Origin of the sequence: Psychrobacter sp. W2-37-MNA-CIBAN-0211 (assembly GCF_040309405.1) — a bacterium.
GTDB lineage: Bacteria > Pseudomonadota > Gammaproteobacteria > Pseudomonadales > Moraxellaceae > Psychrobacter > Psychrobacter glaciei.
The window spans coordinates 43,843-61,031 of the sequence record NZ_JBEOOU010000013.1 but is presented as its reverse complement, the minus strand read 5'-3'; the positions used below and the strand labels follow the sequence as shown (position 1 = coordinate 61,031).

Annotated in this window: 17 protein-coding genes; 6 read left to right on the top strand and 11 right to left on the bottom strand. The window is 44.1% G+C overall.

Features of this window, described 5'->3' with window-relative positions; translation table 11 throughout:
• Window positions 1-62: 62 nt before the first annotated feature.
• The 5 genes from AAEY72_RS11495 to AAEY72_RS11475 form a co-directional block, all read right to left on the bottom strand.
• The gene (locus AAEY72_RS11495; RefSeq protein ID WP_352310614.1) at window positions 63-977 is read right to left on the bottom strand and encodes a DUF4377 domain-containing protein; all 915 of its coding nucleotides are present in this window, start codon (window positions 975-977) and stop codon (window positions 63-65) included.
• Window positions 978-1,340: 363 nt separating this feature from the next.
• Entirely contained in the window at window positions 1,341-2,003 is a 663-nt protein-coding gene (locus tag AAEY72_RS11490) for a glutathione S-transferase family protein (protein WP_352310613.1), read from the bottom strand.
• Between the two features lie 230 nt (window positions 2,004-2,233).
• The gene (locus tag AAEY72_RS11485) at window positions 2,234-2,872 is read right to left on the bottom strand and encodes a peroxiredoxin (protein WP_010199256.1); all 639 of its coding nucleotides are present in this window, start codon (window positions 2,870-2,872) and stop codon (window positions 2,234-2,236) included.
• 247 nt (window positions 2,873-3,119) lie between these two features.
• Complete coding sequence (locus AAEY72_RS11480; protein ID WP_352310612.1) at window positions 3,120-3,866, bottom strand: phospholipase D family protein; 747 nt, start codon at window positions 3,864-3,866, stop codon at window positions 3,120-3,122.
• A gap of 144 nt (window positions 3,867-4,010) precedes the next feature.
• On the bottom strand, window positions 4,011-5,750 hold the full coding sequence (locus AAEY72_RS11475; protein ID WP_352310611.1) for a glutamine--tRNA ligase/YqeY domain fusion protein: 1,740 nt from the start codon (window positions 5,748-5,750) through the stop codon (window positions 4,011-4,013).
• Between the two features lie 340 nt (window positions 5,751-6,090).
• Here AAEY72_RS11475 and AAEY72_RS11470 point away from each other — a divergent pair, with 340 nt between their 5' ends.
• Window positions 6,091-6,606, top strand: a complete 516-nt coding sequence (locus tag AAEY72_RS11470; protein WP_352310610.1) for a peptidylprolyl isomerase — start codon at window positions 6,091-6,093, stop codon at window positions 6,604-6,606.
• A gap of 115 nt (window positions 6,607-6,721) precedes the next feature.
• The gene (locus AAEY72_RS11465) at window positions 6,722-7,564 is read left to right on the top strand and encodes a UDP-2,3-diacylglucosamine diphosphatase (RefSeq protein WP_352310609.1); all 843 of its coding nucleotides are present in this window, start codon (window positions 6,722-6,724) and stop codon (window positions 7,562-7,564) included.
• A 115-nt stretch (window positions 7,565-7,679) separates the two neighbouring features.
• Here AAEY72_RS11465 and orn read toward each other — a convergent pair whose 3' ends face one another.
• On the bottom strand, window positions 7,680-8,267 hold the full coding sequence (gene orn / locus AAEY72_RS11460) for an oligoribonuclease (protein WP_037033272.1): 588 nt from the start codon (window positions 8,265-8,267) through the stop codon (window positions 7,680-7,682).
• Window positions 8,268-8,496: 229 nt separating this feature from the next.
• Here orn and rsgA point away from each other — a divergent pair, with 229 nt between their 5' ends.
• The 4 genes from rsgA (at window position 8,497) to secB (ending at window position 11,430) form a co-directional block, all read left to right on the top strand.
• Window positions 8,497-9,600 carry a ribosome small subunit-dependent GTPase A gene (rsgA, locus tag AAEY72_RS11455; RefSeq protein ID WP_352310608.1) on the top strand — a complete coding sequence of 368 codons (1,104 nt, stop codon included), beginning with the start codon at window positions 8,497-8,499 and terminating at the stop codon, window positions 9,598-9,600.
• Between the two features lie 141 nt (window positions 9,601-9,741).
• Window positions 9,742-10,197, top strand: coding sequence for a rhodanese-like domain-containing protein (locus AAEY72_RS11450; protein ID WP_010199245.1), 456 nt, complete (start codon window positions 9,742-9,744; stop codon window positions 10,195-10,197).
• A gap of 302 nt (window positions 10,198-10,499) precedes the next feature.
• Window positions 10,500-10,763 (top strand): glutaredoxin 3, encoded by a 264-nt coding sequence (gene grxC, locus AAEY72_RS11445; RefSeq protein WP_010199242.1) that lies wholly within the window; start codon window positions 10,500-10,502, stop codon window positions 10,761-10,763.
• A gap of 214 nt (window positions 10,764-10,977) precedes the next feature.
• Window positions 10,978-11,430, top strand: coding sequence for a protein-export chaperone SecB (secB, locus tag AAEY72_RS11440; protein ID WP_010199239.1), 453 nt, complete (start codon window positions 10,978-10,980; stop codon window positions 11,428-11,430).
• Window positions 11,431-11,631: 201 nt separating this feature from the next.
• On the opposite strand, the gene adk is transcribed toward secB, so the two are convergent.
• The 5 genes from adk to AAEY72_RS11415 form a co-directional block, all read right to left on the bottom strand.
• Window positions 11,632-12,300 (bottom strand): adenylate kinase, encoded by a 669-nt coding sequence (gene adk, locus AAEY72_RS11435; protein WP_189584221.1) that lies wholly within the window; start codon window positions 12,298-12,300, stop codon window positions 11,632-11,634.
• 217 nt (window positions 12,301-12,517) lie between these two features.
• Entirely contained in the window at window positions 12,518-13,798 is a 1,281-nt protein-coding gene (ccmI, locus tag AAEY72_RS11430; protein ID WP_352310607.1) for a c-type cytochrome biogenesis protein CcmI, read from the bottom strand.
• Window positions 13,795-14,298 carry a cytochrome c-type biogenesis protein gene (locus tag AAEY72_RS11425; RefSeq protein ID WP_413190212.1) on the bottom strand — a complete coding sequence of 168 codons (504 nt, stop codon included), beginning with the start codon at window positions 14,296-14,298 and terminating at the stop codon, window positions 13,795-13,797. Before AAEY72_RS11425 ends, ccmI begins: the two co-directional genes overlap by 4 nt.
• A 113-nt stretch (window positions 14,299-14,411) precedes the next feature.
• A complete protein-coding gene (locus tag AAEY72_RS11420) occupies window positions 14,412-15,050 on the bottom strand; it encodes a DsbE family thiol:disulfide interchange protein (protein ID WP_010199230.1) in 639 nt (212 codons plus the stop codon).
• 1 nt (window position 15,051) lies between these two features.
• Complete coding sequence (locus tag AAEY72_RS11415) at window positions 15,052-17,082, bottom strand: heme lyase CcmF/NrfE family subunit (RefSeq protein WP_352310606.1); 2,031 nt, start codon at window positions 17,080-17,082, stop codon at window positions 15,052-15,054.
• Between the last annotated feature and the right edge of the window lie 107 nt (window positions 17,083-17,189).

The window sequence follows — 17,189 nt, the reverse complement described above, 5'->3', positions numbered from 1 at the left end:
CGTGTTTTTTTTCAACCATCTCAATCATTTAACTATAATAATAAAATAGCTTCACCCGTCGCCTACTCTGTGACGGAACTCTCAATCACCGCATCTAACACATAAGCATATTCATCGCCTTCTGCACTCTCGTTATTGTCGATCTGATAGCGTTGTAGGCGTAATACTTCTTCATGCATGCCGTCGTGTTGATAGCCATCAATGTCACCCTTGAATGCTGTCCACTCGCCTTCGCTGATTTTCAGGCCTTGATCATCATAAGTAACGGGCTTAACTTGCAGACACATCCTAGAGTCAGCATCGCCACAAGCAATTTTTTCGCTACTCACTGCCCAAAAGACGGTCTCGCCTTTGCTATTATATTTAGCTTGTGAAGTGAGCCTACCTGTCCAAATCAAGGTCATCGAATCATTAGTCACTTGCGTCAATAGTGGCCTCTCACCTTCAGTGACAGTTAACTCGCTACTACCTTGCATGAGCGTATTTAAAAGACTCTCTGCGATATCAAGATTTCCACACGACATCTTAGTGCTCATACTATCTTCTATCGTTAACCTTTGAGCTTGTAATTCATAGGCAGCGCTCATCGTATTACAGCCAACGCTATAACTTAAGGTATCTTGACCTTGATTGAATAATAGCGCCACCTGATCCTTAATATTTATCAGCGGGGCTAATGGTTGATTGCTCGCATCCTTGGCAGTCATTAGTGTCCAACGATGGCGCGCAAGATTGGCAATCATCCGTTGTTCGACACTGAGCTCAGTTACTTCAGATGCCGCCACTATCTTATTGGCATCAGGCTCAACTTCTGTGTTTGCTAGGGTAGGCCTCACCTCTGCACTTGCCGTAGCGTCTGTTGCCTCGCTCTCCGTAGATGGGGCATTTTTTTGACAAGCACCTAGTATCAGACTGACTGCCAATACGCTAGGCAATAACAGCAGTTTTGTGATTGGTTGCCTTTTTATGTCTACCATACTACGCCTCTCTTACTAAGCTTATTTGATGCCTGCTATGACTGTATTAACTTATAAGGATTTTTATAACTATTCATAGAATAAAATCAATAGCAGCAATCCAATACAATTTGACTACTATAACCTCGATCCTATTATCATATGTAATGAAACGTTTCATTTTATTAATGATTTTTTAATACATAAACATAGTGAGTTTTTGAAAAAATAGGGATGGCTAACAGTTCTTGTTAACCATCCCTATTTGGGTGTTCAATACAACTATTTCCACAGTTGATAGTTAGCACTTCAAATCACTAAAACCTAATTGAAGATGTAACATATTCTAATTGTACGGAAAAAATCAGATTTAATTACTGTCTACTATTCATTGGTCGCTTTAGGCTCTGCTTTTGCCAGTTTTTTAATACTAAAACGCTCATGCATTTTTTCATAAAACCGCGCAAGATTCGCGCCATGGGCTTTGGGGTCTACTTTTAATGCCTTACCAAAGTCCAAGCCAAGATATAGCACAATATCTGCAAAGCTCAGTTGATCCCCGACTAAATACTCATGACCTTCTAAGCTTGTTTCGAAATATGCTAAGGCTTTAACAGCGCGCGCAACGGACGGGGCTACAAATTCTGGTACTTGGTCAACACGTTGTGCCTTTAATGGATGACTGTGCTGAAATGCCAGCATCAAGTTGTACAGTATTTCAAACTCCGCAATGCGGCGCATAGAACACACTTGCGCGCGTTGTACCACATCGTTACCCATCACTGAGCGCTCACCATAAACGCGATCAAGATACTCACAAACCGCCTGCGAATCATTGAGCACCGTACCATCATCTAACGTTAAAACAGGTACCGTCTGCATCGGATTCATTTGAGTGAAAGCCTCTGACATCTGCTCGTTAGCAGCAAAATCAATGTCTATCACGTCAATGTCATCCATATCATCGACATCAATACCTTTTGATGCAAGCAAAATAAGGGCTTTACGAGGGTTGGGCGCAGTACGGGTTATATATAGTTTTTTCATGGCAAATTCCTTTTAAGTATTATTTCCGAGAAGAACGATAACGGTAAATTTTTATGACTTCCGTTGTATTATCAAAGCACAGAAGCTTATTATTGCTCGCTTAGCGCAGTGACTATTGGTTTTTTTATCATAGCAAAACCTTGTAGTTGCTTGTGATATGAATAGTAAAAAACCCCATAACAGTAAGTTATAGGGTTTTTATTTTTTAAGCAATTATAAAAACGCGCACTTTATTTGTTAGGCGCTGGCGTGGTGCGCAAATAAGGCTTAATTTCTGTATGACCTTTAGGATAATTGGCAGCAATGTCTTCATTTTTTACGCTTGGTGGAATGATGACATCATCGCCGTCTTTCCAGTCGACGGGAGTGGCGACGTTATATTTGTCCGACAATTGCATAGCGTCAATAACGCGAATAATCTCATCGAAATTGCGACCACAGCTGGCTGGATACGTTAAGGTCAAACGTACTTTTTTGTTAGGATCAATAATAAAGACACTTCTAACCGTCGCTGTATTATCCGCATTGGGATGAATCATGTCATAAAGATTGGCCACGGTGCGCTCAGAGTCAGCAATGATTGGAAAGTTGACAGCAGTTCCTTGAGTCTCTTCAATATCGCCAACCCAGCCTTTGTGATCTTCTAAGCCATCAACTGATAAAGCGATTGGCTTCACATTGCGCTTTTGAAACTCGCCACCTAATGCCGCGGTGCGACCAAGCTCAGTCGTACATACTGGCGTATAGTCTGCAGGATGTGAAAAGAAAACCACCCAGCTATCCCCTGCCCAATCATAGAAGTTGATGTCGCCGTCTGTCGTAGTGGCGTCAAAATTCGGTGCGCTATCACCTAAACGTAAATGTGCCATGCTTAATTCCTTAGCTATTGTTAGTGATGAGCGCTGGTCTCTAAAAACCAATGTTTAAGCATTAGCATATAAAGAAAATCACGCGCTCTATTATTATCATTGACGCGCGCCGCTATAAGAAAGGACTGGCTACACGTCAGGAAAAACTTACTTTATCTTAACAAACTGATTATCAATGTCTTGTGACGGATTGTAATGCGGTTATACCATTTTGGTTTGAAAAAATAACAGATGATAGAGTTTCTATTTAAACGACCATTCCTGAATCCCACAAACAAAACTCGCCAAATTTACCGCGTTTGCTAGTGCCTCCAGCCGTACGTCCAATATCCGTCAATACCAACTCGCCTTCTTGCTCTACTAGGTAGCCTGCGGCAAGGAGTTTGTCATTTAATTCTTGCGTCTTCAAGCCCAACTCTTTCGCCAGCTTCGCTGTAGTAAGCTTAGAGTAATTAGGCGTTGCCGCTTCTGTAGTGGCGATAGCCGGCGCTTGAACAGTAGCGCTTGCTGTTTTAGCGTTAGAGTCAGTCCTGTTATCAGATTCGCTTACTTTTTCAAGGGACATGCGGACTTCATCACTGATACGAATAATGCGCTGGGCTTCCTCATAAGTGTCAGCATAGAGCTTGGTGTCTTCGTTGCGGTAAATCAGCACACCCATTTCATTATTATTGACTTGGCTAAATTCATAGAGATTCAGACTGGTAATGATGCACTCATTTTCGTTAAGGTAGCATTTGGCATGCAAGTTTTTGCAAAAGCTGGTACGGATAAAAGTAAGGTTTTTTAGCCAATTAATCTCTTCGGGGTGCAAGTCGTTTTTGCCATAGACAATGCGAATATCGATTTTAAGACGGTTACGATCCTCTAATAGCTCTTTGATGCGCTCATTGAGTTTTAAATAGGGGCTGATAATAATCAATCTGTCAGACGCATTTTTAATCAATTCTTCTAAATGATAAGTCGTCCCACTGCTATTTAAAAACTTTGCCATTCTAATGCCCCCAACATCTATTATCAAAATTTTTGCGTAGTCACAAAAAAACCCATCCCTAGCGTACTAGAAATGGGCAACATTGCAAACTACTTTTGTTTAGTATCGTCTCAAATAAACGTTAGTAGCGCTAATCGCAATAAATTAAGCTGGTTTATAACTGTCACGCAAGCTGACAATTTGATTAAACACGGGCTGGTCACTACTGTGCTCTTCGCTATCAGAGATAAAGTAGCCTTCACGCTCAAACTGGAAGCGCGTGCCAGCATCAGCATTGACCAATGATGGCTCAACCACGGCATTCAGCTCGGTCAATGAGTTAGGGTTCAATGCTTGATGGACGTCACTGACATTACTCGGATCTTCGACACTGAATAGCGGCTCGTATAGACGCACGGTGGCTGGAATCCCTTGGCTCGCCGATACCCAATGAATCACGCCTTTAACCTTGCGGCCTTCAGGATTTTGACCCAAGGTCGTCGGATCAATCGTCGCTTTTAGCTCCACGACGTTGCCACTATCATCGGTAATATGCTCGGTCACGGCCAATACATAAGTATTACGCAAACGAATTTCTGGCTTTTCAGGTGATAGACGCTTATAGCCTGCTGGCGGTTCAATCTCGTAATCGCCTTTATCGATATAAAGGGTCTCGGTAAACGGAATCTCACGCTCGCCCATATCGATATTGGGATGGTTTGGCTGCGTCAACCATAAGGTTTGTGCCTCAGCGTCAAAGCGCGCATTGACGCTGTCCGCTTTTAGCATTTTCCACTGACTTACCGCATCGCTGAAGTTAGTAATAGTCACTTTTAATGGCTTAAGCACCGCCATACCGCGTGCTGTAGTATTATCTAACGACTGACGAATACTAAATTCTAGCAAACGCATATCAGTCACACCATCCGCTTTGGAGACACCAACGCGATCACAGAAATCACGCAAGCCTTCAGGCGTATAGCCGCGACGACGCATACCAGCGACGGTTGGCATGCGTGGATCATCCCAGCCATCGACGATAGCTTCATCGACCAATTGCTTGAGCTTACGCTTACTGGTCAATGTATGGTCAACATTGAGGCGTGAGAACTCATACTGATGCGGCGGTTGCTCGAAGCCGATTTTATTGACAATCCAATCATAAAACGGACGATGGTCTTCAAATTCAAGGGTACATAGCGAATGAGTAATGCCTTCTAAGGCATCTGACAACGGATGGGCAAAATCATACATAGGATAGATGCACCATTTATCACCGGTCTGATGATGTTCTTGATGCATCACACGGTAGATAATTGGGTCGCGCATATTCATATTGGCATCAGTCATGTCAATTTTGGCACGTAATACGGCAGTACCGTCTACATATTTGCCGTTTTTCATGTCTTCAAACAATGCTAAATTGTCTGCTACGCTTGCATCACGCTGCGGTGATGCCTTGCCTGCTTCATTGAATGAGCCACGATTTTCTTTGATTTGCTCAGGGGTTTGTAGGTCAACGTATGCATCGCCTTGCTCGATCAACTGCACCGCCCAAACATATAGCTGGTCGAAGTAGCTAGAAGCATGCAGCGCCTCGCCTGCCCAGTCAAAACCCAACCATTGCACATCGTTTTTGATATTATCGATGTAATCTTGCTTTTCGGCCGTTGGGTTGGTGTCGTCATAGCGCAAATGACAGATACCACCAAACTCTTTAGCGACGCCAAAGTTTAGACAAATGGACTTTACGTGACCCAAATGCAAGTAGCCATTTGGCTCAGGCGGAAAACGGGTCACAATTTGCTGGTATTTTTGCGCATTGACATCGTCACGAATGATATTACGAATAAAGTCGTTTTTTTGTTCATCTTTTTGTGCATTGTTGCTTGAGTGCTCACTCATCGGGCATTGCTCCTAACGCAAATTGTCCATTCATGCAGCGTGCCATCACGCCTCATGAAAACTTAAACCAAACTATTAAAACCAATTTACTAAAACTAAGCTACTAAAAATGGATGGTCATAAACCCAATTGTTAAAATTGGCGCTGTTAAAATCAGCGTTCAAAAATCATTAAAAATGGAAAGTTGCGTTATTCTATCAGCTTTTGCAAACGCATTAACAGCCAGATACATGACACGGGATAAAAAAGCCGTTAGACTAGCCATAACTTTTAACCACCAACTTTTTATCCACCACTTAACAGCGTCATTTTAGGCGCTGCAATCAAAAAGGAATATCTTATGGTAGACATGCCACCAGTAGTAGAGCTTGAAACCAATATGGGTGCGATCGTTATCGAACTCAATGAAGAAAAAGCGCCAAAAACCGTAGAAAACTTTTTAAACTATGTAAAATCTGGTCATTATGACGGCACGATTTTTCATCGCATTATTGATGGCTTTATGATTCAAGGCGGCGGAATGGACGCTGAAATGAATGAAAAGCCAACCAATGCTCCAGTTGAAAACGAAGCAGACAATGGTCTAAAAAATGATGCTGGTACGATTGCGATGGCGCGTACGCAAGATCCGCATTCAGCAACCAGCCAGTTTTTCGTTAACGTAAAAGACAACGATTTTCTAAACCACTCTGGCAAAAACATGCAGGGTTGGGGCTACACTGTATTTGGTAAAGTAACAAGCGGTATGGATGTGATCGAAAAAATGCGCGGCGTTCCTACTGGTCGTTTCGGCATGCATGCTGACGTACCAAAAGAGCCAGTCGTTATCAACTCAGCGACCATCATTACTCAGTAATAGTTATTAAAGAATGGCTTCTCAGTAACATTTAATAAGTAATGGTTATTAAGTGATAGTCAAGATATAAGCATTATTGATAGAAGCTTATGACAAGTCACGAGGATAAGGATAAATGCAAAGTTTTGACCACCTAATTACCACCCGCCCTCATGAGGTGCGGCAAGTATTGATTAGCGATTTGCATTTATCGCCTGAAGAGCCTGCCTTAGTGCAGGCTTTTTTGGCGCTACTGGATGATTGCCTTGCCTTGCCTGCGCTTAAGCGCCTATTCATCTTGGGTGATTGGTTCGAAGTTTGGCTAGGCGATGATGTTTATTTGTCCTTATCAGAAGAGGAGCGACAAAGTCATTGGCTTACCCCACTTATCATTAAGTTGAAAGAACTACGGGTAGCTGGCTGCGAGATTTTAGTCATGCATGGCAACCGTGATTTTCTATTGGGGCAGCCTTTTTGTAATTTATTTGGTGGCGAGCTTATTTTTGAGCCTTACGCCTTAAAAGTCGGTCAACAAGACTACCGCTTAGAGCATGGCGATGCCTTGTGTACTGATGATAAAAAGTATCAGTTTTTTCGCAAAGTAATGCGCAATCCTATGACCCAATGGTATTTGCTGAACAAACCATTAGAGAAGCGCTTGGCTATCGCCGATAACATGCGTAAAAAAAGTCAAAAGAACAATGCTAATAAAGCCGCACATATTATGGATGTTAATGACAAAGCTGTAGCAGCCGCAATGAATAACGATGATGCGCTATTACACGGACATACTCATCGTCCAGATGTTCATCAGACTGCTAATAATAAAACCCGTTACGTCCTTGGCGACTGGCGCTTGCTCGATGAAGAAAAACGCCAACCCAAAGTTGTGGCGGTGATTGGTGCAATTGTGACAGAGGCCAGCGTAGAAAACGACCATACAGAATTTGATTTGGTTGAGTTTAGCTATCTAGTGTAGGGTGCGCCTCATTAAGTACCTTTCATTTAAAAGAAAAAAGGTCTGTTGCATAAGTAACAGACCCTTTTTTATACCTTTTCACATTCTGCTAACCATTATTCTGCTAACCATTATCCTAAGGCATGAGTTTAAAGAAATGCTGACGATAATGCTTTAGTTCACGGATAGAATCGCGAATATCATCCAATGCTAAATGACTGCCACCTTTTTCAAAGTTTCTGAGAATATCAGGACGCCAGCGGAAACACAGCTCTTTAATCGATGACACATCGAGGTTGCGATAATGGAAGAATCGCTCAAGCTCCGGCATTTGGCGCGCCATAAAGCGGCGATCTTGACAGATGGAGTTGCCACACATAGGTGACTTTCCGCTATCGACCCATTTATTGAGGAACTTAATCGTCTCGGCTTCAGCTTCTGCCAATGTCACGGTACTACGGCGCACACGATCCACCAACCCTGACTGCCCATGCTGCTTGGTATTCCAATCATCCATGCCGTTTAAAATACGGTCAGACACTTTGATAGCGAATACAGGTCCTTCAGCAAGGACATTTAAATCTTCATCCGTCACCACGGTAGCAATCTCGATAATCTCATCGTTGATGGTATCAAGTCCGGTCATTTCTAGGTCAATCCATACCAGCCCTTTTTTGCCTTGGTTTCTGATTTTAATCTTATTGGGATGGTCATCGGTACTCATATTTTGTCCTATGGTCAAAAAATTTTGGAACAACTTTGGCGCAGTATTACTTACGTAAATCATCGCCAGCTGGCAACGCGCAGATGGCATCGCTGTGCGCTTGGTGGTTCATAACGTCCAAAAAAACTTAAACATTACAAAACCACTGTCTGGCACAGGCGCTTTAGGCTGTATGTTAGCAAATTTTCACGCTACACTTAGCAATATTTTTTTAATAGGTCACACTCTCATGGCATTAATCCGGCAACGCAAGCTGACCAAACAACAGATTCGGCGCATCGACAAACAACAGCTGATCAGTCAAGACAGCATCGATGAGAGTTTGATGGATGGCGTGGTCATGGCGCACTATGGTAAGCAATTAGAAGTACAAGTCACCAGCTTGCCAGCGGTCATCCCAGCGCAGCCAGAAGTTGCCCCTGATGATCCTGAGCCGTTTTGGCAAACGCTTGAATTGGGTGATATTTGGCGCTGTCATGTACGTACCAATTTGCCGATGCTGGCCGCTGGTGACCAAGTACGCTGGAGCGCCGATTCTAATACGGGCTTTGGACGTATCGAATCAGTCAAACCGCGCACGTCTCTCGTCTCACGGCCTGATCGCTATCATAAGCTCAAACCGGTTGCTGCCAATGTCGATATTCTCGCCATTGTGTTTGCGCCGCTGCCTGCTGCTGCACCAACTTTAATCGATCGCTATTTGGTCGTCTGTCATCATGCTGGTGTAAAGCCGCTACTCGTACTTAATAAAGCTGATTTACTGGCAGCAGAAAACGGCGTTGATACCAGTGAGCTGTTGGCACAATATGCTGCCCTTGGTTATGAGAGCGTATTAACCTCAGTTGATTGCCCAGAAAACGTAGCAGATAGCGATGAGCAAGAAGGACTGGATGAGCTTAAGCGCTACATAGATAAAAAGCTGGTTATTTTTGCCGGACAATCGGGCGTTGGTAAAAGCAGTTTAATCAATGCGCTATTGCCAGACTCTGGGCAGATCGTCAATATCATCTCTGAGAACTCAAAGCTTGGTCAACATACCACCACCACCAGCCGTTTGTTACCTTTCAACCCTGATGATTTAACCCAAGGCGGTATCGTTGATACACCGGGTATTCGCGAATATGGTATTTGGCATTTGACGCCGGATGATATCCTCTCAGGCTTCGTTGAGCTTGCACCACTGTCAGGTGACTGTCAATTCCGTGATTGTCGCCACACTCATAACAGCAAAGGCTGCGCGTTATGGCAAGCCGTTGCTGACGGTGAAGTGCTACAACGCCGCGTTGAAAATTTGGTGACGCTAAGAGAAGAAGCTGACACCAAACCTTATTAACCGCTGCCTTATTAACTGTTAAACGTTAGGTTGAGCATCGCACGTTTACTATAGAGGACCTTATCGGTATAATAGCGCCTTGTTCAATATCGTTAGGCTGTCTTCTCAGCTTAACAGAACACTCATTTTTGGAGGTATGTTTTGGATCGTGCGCTAGAATTTGTGGGTAACCACCCGTTTTTATTTGGCATATTAGCCGTACTTGCCGTACTGTTCTTTGCTATCGAAAACAAACGTAGCGGTAAGAAAATATCACCCAATACCCTTGGGATGATGGTGAACTCGCAAAACGCGCAGCTTATCGATATTCGAGCCAAAAAAAAGTTTGAGACCGGTTATATCCAAGGCAGCCGTAACATACCTTTTACTGATCTCAAAGACCGCATCGAAGAGATTCGTGCGATTGAGCATCCAGTCATCATCATTTGCGATATGGGCGTGCAAGCAGGCGCAGCCATCCAAATGATTGGCAAAGACAGTGTTTACCGCTTAGAAGGCGGTGTTGGCGGTTGGCAAAGTGCTGGCATGCCGTTGGTCGGTGTAAAAGATGCCAAATCTAAAAATAAAGGTAAGGCAAAACCGAGCTTGCATAAGTAGCTTGCGTAAACCTACCTAATCAAATAGCTTGCTCAGGCTACACGCTCGTTCTCACTGCTAGCAGCGCAAAGTCAGAAAAAAGACACTTCTTCATTGGGTGTCTTTTTTTGTGTGGCATTTATGCTACTGTCACACCTTTTGGGCTTAGCCAGCTTGAATTTATGCTACCCATCCCCACTTTATAATGAGCATAACCAATTACATTTGTAATTTACTCGTTGGTGACGGATTATAATATTTTTTATAACATGAGTGTTTATAATAAAACTGTTGCCGCATAAACTGATAAATAAGGATTTACCATGACTGTATCTGTTAAAGTTTACACCACTCCTATCTGCCCTTACTGCTCAAACGCCAAACAACTGCTAAAATCTAAAGGCGTTGACTATGAAGAAATCGGCATGCATGACATGAGTAGCGATGAGCGCCGTGCTCTGATGCAAAAAACCAATAACTATCGCACCGTACCACAAATTTTCGTCGGTGAGACTTTCGTTGGTGGTTTTGATGAGCTCAATCAAATGAACCAACAGGGCAAACTTGACGAGCTATTAGCAGGTTAATCTGTTAACTTTGCTGACTGTCACTCTTTACCTGTGCTATCTTTGCGTTTGTAAAGATTTGATATTCGAAAATCAACAACCGTAAGAATAAAAAATTGGTAAAAAACATCGAGATAATGTCTAAATAACTTCGAAATAATATCGAAACATAGTCTCGATTTATATTACAATTATTGTTTGCCCACTCATTTGATTAACTTTTAGAGGAATTATCATGGCTGAAGAACAAGCACAACCACAATTGGCACTAGAACGCATTTATGTCAAAGACATGTCACTTGAAGTACCAGGCGCTGGCGTATTCACCAAAGAGTGGAACCCTGAGCTAGATATCAACTTATCAAGTAACGCTGAAAAACTTGACGACGATCATTATCAAGTGATTTTGACGGTAAGCGTCACGGCTAAAAACGCAGATGAAGCGGCGTTTATCGCTGAAGTGCATCAAGCCGGTATTTTCTTATTAAAAGATATTCCAGAAGATCAAATCGGTCAAATTTTAGGTGCTTACTGCCCGAACGTTTTGTTCCCATACGCTCGCGAAGTCATCAGTGACATCGTGACGCGTGGTAGCTTCCCGCAGTTATTGCTAGCACCCGTAAATTTTGATCAAGCTTACGCGCAAAGCCAGCAACAAGCGCAAGTGGATGCTGAAGGTAACGCATAAGTTTTAAATCAGAAGTGTACTGACTTTATAAGTCATATATTTTGATAAAAAAGCCGTTTACTCATGATGAGTGAGCGGCTTTTTTATGGGTTGGTTTCCATAATGTTAAGGCAGTTTTATAACTATCAATTTTTGGACATAAAAAAACCCTGCTAATGAACAGGGTTTTTACTGACTACATCTATCATTTACAATCGATAGCTAGCCTTTTAGGGCTGATAAGATTTGTTGCTTAACCTCATCGATGCCTTGGGTACCATCAAACTTGTCATAGTTAGGCGCTGCATTACCAACATCGCCGCCTTCTTTGGCTTTGTCTTGATAAAAACCAACGAGCGCTGATGTTTGCTCATGATAAGTAGACAGACGGTCGCGAATGGTAGACTCTTCATCGTCTTCACGCTGGATAAGCGCTTCGCCAGTCACATCATCAAGGCCTTCTTGCTTCGGTGGATTATGATCCACATGATAAACGCGACCTGAGCCTGGATGCTGGCGACGACCAGATAGGCGATTGACGATTTCATCATCAGGCACACTGATTTCAATCACATGATCAATCGCAACGTCTGCATCAGCAAGTGCTTGGGCTTGAGGAATCGTACGTGGAAAACCATCCAAGATACAACCATTCGCGCAATCAGGCTTAGCGATACGCTCTTTCACTAGGTTGATGATGAGATCGTCAGAAACCAAACCACCAGCATTCATAATGTCTTTGGCTTGTTTGCCAAGCTCGCTACCTTCTTTGATTGCTGCACGCAGCATATCACCCGTTGAGATCTGCGGAATATCATATTCTTTAGAGATAAACTGGGCTTGGGTACCTTTACCGGCGCCTGGTGGACCTAGCAAAATAATACGCATCATTACACGACTCTCCTTAAAAAATGGGATTTTGGGACAAATAAAAATCAGGGATTGGTTGATTGCAAAGCTACCTTACCTTGTGGCCTTGCAAAGCTCAAGTATTTTCATTATTACTGTGATAAGTTGCCATGACTTATCTGTTCATATAATGCTATTGCGCGTGACTCCGACGGGCAACAGCAGTGGGATTAAAAACTGATGGTGTGAGGAAATTATATCAAGGAACCTGTTGATTGATATCAACGTTGACCTGATTTTGCTCAGCGCTAATCACCACAGGATTACCCGATAAATCACCTGACTCTGCACTGGCATTGCCGCTATGGCTAATACGGGCAATGACGGCCAACTGTATTTTGTCCGCACGGGCAGATTTTAGCGTTCTTGTCGGCATCATGGCATCAAGATCGCTTAGACTGATATTGACCTCACCTTGCTTAATCACGCTAATTGGCAAACGCTTAGCAGCAAACGGTGGACCACCTTTGACATCGCGTATCGCTACAAACAAAACATCATCGCCTTTGACCAGCGGTAACAAACTGGCGTTGATCGTTATTGTGACGTCGATACCTTCAGAGGCTTGTTGTTGCTGAGTCGTCACATTAGCACTCAACTCGTCCAAACTGGCCAGCGCTTGTGTATGATCCCCAGGCTTGGCCGCAATACTAGCGCGCAAACGCTTAATCCAGCCTTGTGCTTGATCAAAGTTACTACTGCGTGCCTCACCCATTGCCATGAGCATTTGCGCACCCTCATGCTGTGGATTTTTGACTAAAACCGCCTCCAAAACGCGACGACTATTATCATCCAACTGCCCTTTATTGGCAAAGAAGCTAATCTGTGCGTACGTCGTCGCAATCTCTTCGTTATCTGGCGACAATCGATAGGCGCGCGACAATGCTTCTAATGCCGAGTCCGTCGCCTCTAATGATAAGAACAACTCTGATAAGCGCATCCAGCGATTGTAGTCATCAGCGTGGCGATAGACATTGGTTTGCATAGCGCTAATCAGCTGCTGCCCATCTTCAATGGCCCATGCTGGCGGCTGGTCAATCTTACCTGTGAGTAAATCATCAGCAACTTGACCGACTTTATCCTCGGCAGCCCACAATTCAAAAACAGGCGTGCGATCACCAATCATCAGATATGCCATGACAGCCAAGACCGGCACCCAAACTATAATAATCAATCGGCTTTTGATACCCGGTACGACCATCGGTGCTACAACGCGCTGTGCATCTAAAAGCTGACGTTCAAGCTCAAGCTTTTGGGTTTGATAATGGCTATCATCAATCGTGCCAGCATCCTTATCCGATTTTAGTTCTGCTAGACGCGCCCGAAAGACAGCGATATTGATATCAAGTAGCTGATTGTCCACGGGTTTATCTGGTGCGCGTGAGGCTCTTAACCACGGCATGATGGCGATAACACCAAGGATCAAAGCGATAAATAAGCTTAGAGCAATGAATAAGCCAACGGTAGAAAATAGGGTCATTTTTTGTCCTCGAGGCTGGTGGTGTCATGATCCGTTCTATTGACGCTATTATTGCTATCGGCGCGTGATAACAGGCGATCAAGTTCAGCTTGTTCTGCTGCCGTCAACGCAGCCGCGCTACTGTCCATCGTCACTCCACTTTGACCACTGGCAATACGCTGATGGCGCTTACTTTGCCAAAACCAACCAACAATTAAAAACACTAGTAATAAAGGCGGGAAAAACCATAGTATCCACGTCGAAGGACGGACAGGTGGCTTATAGCTAATAAAGTCACCATAGCGCTCCTGCATATAACTGCGAATTTCGGTATCACTGCGACCATCTTTGACCATATCGTAGGTTTTTTGCTTTAGGTCTTGGGCAATTGGCGCATCAGAACCTGCAAGGTTTTGATTTTGGCATTTGGGACAGCGCAGCTCTTCGATGAGACCACGATACTGGGCTTCTTGTTGTATAGAGTCAAAGTCGTAAACGTCAATGGCGGCATAAGCGGTCATACTTACGCTCATAGCAAGACTTATACTTAACAAACAGGCAGATATAAAGCTGGCGAATGTCGTGCTCAGAGTCTTCATTTGCTTTATAAGCATAGTCGTTATAGACATCGTCATCATTTGCACGCCTCCTTGACCTGAGTAGCGTCAGGACTGACATTACGCTTATTGGCTTCGTTGAGTACCATGAGACAAGGCGTGATACGACTTTGCCAATTGCTCTCATTAATCTCACCGATGATATGCTGACGAATCACTCCTTCACCATCGACGATGAAAGTCTCAGGCGCACCTGTCAAACCTAAGTCTAAAGCAAACTGTCCCGATAAATCCTGAATAGACATCGAGAAAGGATCACCACCACGGTTGAGATAGCTAAGGGCATCACCAATCTCATCTTTATAGTTGACGCCAACCAAATTGACACCGCGCTCTTCTAATTGCATTAAAAAAGGATGCTCGATAATACAAGTGGGACACCAAGAACCCCAAATATTTAGCAAAAACGGCTGATCAGGCAGATTGTCATTGGTCATAATACGGCTAGTATCGGATAACAATGGCAGCTCAAAAGCAGGTACTGGACGTTCAAGCGCGGTATTGGTCACGATCTCAGTCGGCTGACCTAAGCGCATGTAGAGCATAACCACAAAGCCTGCAAAGACGATGAGCGGAATGACAAACCATATCTTTAGCTGCTTTTTATTTATGGTCTTGTTGCCGTTTTGATTAGAGGTATTATTTGACCTAGTCATACTATTTGTCCCCCATCTTTGCTGCTGGTACTTCTACATCTGCTACTGTTGCAAAACCTGCAGCATTAATCACATTTTGGCTGACAGTCTTAGGTTTTTTGATGCGATAGCGCTTATCTAACATACTTAGCAGCCCACCTAGAGCCATAATAATAGCACCAAGCCATATCCAACGAATCAACGGCTTCACATAGATGCGTACCGCCCATTGGTTGCTGTCTTTAGCAATCGGTTCGCCAAGTGCCACATAAACATCACGCATGAGGCTGGCATCAATCGCCGCTTCAGTCATCGGCATCATACTAATGATATAGTTACGCTTTTCAGGGTACAAGGTAGTCACATCTTGACCGTCTTTGCTTACTAATACCTCGGCTTGTGTCGCATCAAAGTTACTGCCTTTGACTTCGCTAAAGCCTTTTACGGTAAAGTCATAGCCTTGCACGTGGACGCTATCGTTTGGTCCCAGCGCCACGTCACGCTCGATACTCAGACTGCTAGTAAAGGCAATACCGATAACCGCTATTAAGACGCCAATGTGTGCCGTTTGCTGACCCCAGTAGCTCAAACGTAATTGACTTAAGCCTTTTAAAAGGCTCGGTGCATTTTTGGTTTTGTCTTTGAAGTCGACCACCATCCAGAACAATACCCAAAAGCTAACCGCCAAAGTAACGCCAATATTGAGCATAGAAGAGGGATGGACAAAGTAGGTAATAATGGCCGCAAGCACCAGACTACTAACCGCAATGACCATACCAACGCCTAGTAATGGACGCTTGTCTTTTTTCCAACGGATATTGGAGCCCATACCCATTGCAATTAACAACAACCACGTTAAAGGCACAAACAGCGCATTGAAGTAAGGAGGACCAACGGACACTTGACCTAAATTAAAGGCATCAGCAATGATAGGATATAGCGTGCCAAGCAGCACCACCAAGGTCGAAATCAAAATAATGACGTTATTGATGACTAAGAATGACTCACGCGAGATGAGCTGGTACTGACTCTCAACCGTCAAGCTCCAGCCGCGGATAGCAAACATCAGTAAACCACCGCCAACGATCACACCCAAAATAACTAAAATAACCAGACCGCGCGTTGGATCGGCTGCGAACGAATGTACCGACGTAATGACCCCAGAGCGAACTAAGAAAGTACCGAGCAGACTGAGGGCAAAGGCAAAAATTGCCAGCATAATCGTCCAAGCCTTAAAGACACCGCGCTTTTCTGTGACTGCTAGCGAATGTAATAAAGCAAGACCCGCAAGCCATGGCATCAGTGAGGCGTTCTCTACCGGATCCCAGAACCACCAACCACCCCAGCCAAGCTCGTAATAGGCCCACCAAGAGCCCAGCGCGATACCAATGGTCAAAAAACCCCACGCAGCCAATGCCCATGGACGCGACCAACGCGTCCAAACGGCATCCAAGCGCCCTTCCCACAGTGCTGCCATACAAAACGCAAACGGCACCACCATACCCACATAACCCATATACAGCATAGGTGGATGAATAATCAGACCGAAATCTTGTAGAACCGGGTTTAAATCGGCCCCATCAACAGGCAGGTTCGGCAAGGTACGATCAAACGGCGATGAGGTGAAAATCAGCATCGCCAGCATCATCATCTGTACGCTAGCCAAAATCACCAGTACGCGCGCGCGCATAGATAGCGGCAAACCGCGGCTAAAGTACGACACCAAGGCACACCAAGTGGCCATGATGGTCATCCAAAGCAACAATGACCCTTCATGCCCGCCCCATGTTGCTGATAGCTTATAGTACCAAGGCAATAAAGTATTAGAGTGCTGGCTGACGTAAACTAGGCTAAAATCATTATAATAAAAGCCTGCCATCAAAGCGCCAAACGAGATAATCATTGCGGCAAACTGTGCCCACGCCAAACTTGGCGCCAAACGCTGCCAAGCAACGTGATCACGCATAACGCCAATGGTTGGTAATACTACTTGCAAAATCGCCAACATAAAAGCGATCAGCAAGGCAAAATAACCCAATTCTGTGATTAACATACGGTCTAACCTTGTTTACCTTGGATACAATTAAAGGTTCACCGATGGCATGGTTAGCCACTGGCAAACACTAAATAATCCTTTATTTGGTCATGGTTTACGGTTGA

Coding starts and splice junctions, on each gene's coding strand:
- AAEY72_RS11495 (WP_352310614.1), bottom strand. CDS start 977: ATGGTAGACATAAAAAGGCAACCAATCACAAAACTGCTGTTATTGCCT.
- AAEY72_RS11490 (WP_352310613.1), bottom strand. CDS start 2,003: ATGAAAAAACTATATATAACCCGTACTGCGCCCAACCCTCGTAAAGCC.
- AAEY72_RS11485 (WP_010199256.1), bottom strand. CDS start 2,872: ATGGCACATTTACGTTTAGGTGATAGCGCACCGAATTTTGACGCCACT.
- AAEY72_RS11480 (WP_352310612.1), bottom strand. CDS start 3,866: ATGGCAAAGTTTTTAAATAGCAGTGGGACGACTTATCATTTAGAAGAA.
- AAEY72_RS11475 (WP_352310611.1), bottom strand. CDS start 5,750: ATGAGTGAGCACTCAAGCAACAATGCACAAAAAGATGAACAAAAAAAC.
- AAEY72_RS11470 (WP_352310610.1), top strand. CDS start 6,091: ATGGTAGACATGCCACCAGTAGTAGAGCTTGAAACCAATATGGGTGCG.
- AAEY72_RS11465 (WP_352310609.1), top strand. CDS start 6,722: ATGCAAAGTTTTGACCACCTAATTACCACCCGCCCTCATGAGGTGCGG.
- orn (WP_037033272.1), bottom strand. CDS start 8,267: ATGAGTACCGATGACCATCCCAATAAGATTAAAATCAGAAACCAAGGC.
- rsgA (WP_352310608.1), top strand. CDS start 8,497: ATGGCATTAATCCGGCAACGCAAGCTGACCAAACAACAGATTCGGCGC.
- grxC (WP_010199242.1), top strand. CDS start 10,500: ATGACTGTATCTGTTAAAGTTTACACCACTCCTATCTGCCCTTACTGC.
- secB (WP_010199239.1), top strand. CDS start 10,978: ATGGCTGAAGAACAAGCACAACCACAATTGGCACTAGAACGCATTTAT.
- adk (WP_189584221.1), bottom strand. CDS start 12,300: ATGATGCGTATTATTTTGCTAGGTCCACCAGGCGCCGGTAAAGGTACC.
- ccmI (WP_352310607.1), bottom strand. CDS start 13,798: ATGACCCTATTTTCTACCGTTGGCTTATTCATTGCTCTAAGCTTATTT.
- AAEY72_RS11425 (WP_413190212.1), bottom strand. CDS start 14,298: ATGACCGCTTATGCCGCCATTGACGTTTACGACTTTGACTCTATACAA.
- AAEY72_RS11420 (WP_010199230.1), bottom strand. CDS start 15,050: ATGACTAGGTCAAATAATACCTCTAATCAAAACGGCAACAAGACCATA.
- AAEY72_RS11415 (WP_352310606.1), bottom strand. CDS start 17,082: ATGTTAATCACAGAATTGGGTTATTTTGCCTTGCTGATCGCTTTTATG.